Origin of the sequence: Acidimangrovimonas sediminis (assembly GCF_002871005.1) — a bacterium.
GTDB lineage: Bacteria > Pseudomonadota > Alphaproteobacteria > Rhodobacterales > Rhodobacteraceae > Acidimangrovimonas > Acidimangrovimonas sediminis.
Genome location: NZ_PHSN01000092.1, coordinates 1 through 463, shown reverse-complemented (window position 1 = coordinate 463; position 463 = coordinate 1). Strand labels below are relative to the sequence as shown.

General features: G+C 65.4%; 1 protein-coding gene. It reads right to left on the bottom strand.

Annotated features, from left to right (window positions below):
• Positions 1–76 precede the first annotated feature (76 nt).
• The coding region (locus CVV76_RS25115; protein ID WP_408607899.1) for a tyrosine-protein kinase family protein at positions 77–463 on the bottom strand (387 nt) is incomplete at its 5' end.

The window sequence follows — 463 nt, the reverse complement described above, 5'->3', positions numbered from 1 at the left end:
GGGTGGTCCAGACCGGTTCGGTGAAGGCGAATGCGTCACTCATTGCGGGCCTGCCGCTTTATCGGGTCTGGCCGGGTCATTCGGTGTAATACCGTTGTCCGTAGGCGGCATAGGCGCCGTATTCGGCGCCGTAGCCATAGCTTTTCATGCCCTTCGCGCTGATCTGGTTCAGCGCCAGGCCCGCGACCCGGGCGTTGCCGAGTTCGAGCATCTTGAGCCCCTCCGAGACCTGGGCCTTCAGCGTCGAATCCCAGCGGACCACGAAGAGAACCGCGTCCGCCAGCTGCGCGATCACCCGGGCGTCGGGGACGACCAGCACCGGCGGGGTGTCGATCACCACGATGTCGTAGATCTCGCGCGTGCGGTCCATCACCCGGGCGAAGGCCTGCGAGGCGAAGACGTCGGTGCCGTTCACGTTGCTTTCGCCGCTCAGCAGGATGTCGCAGCCGATCAGGTCGTCGTG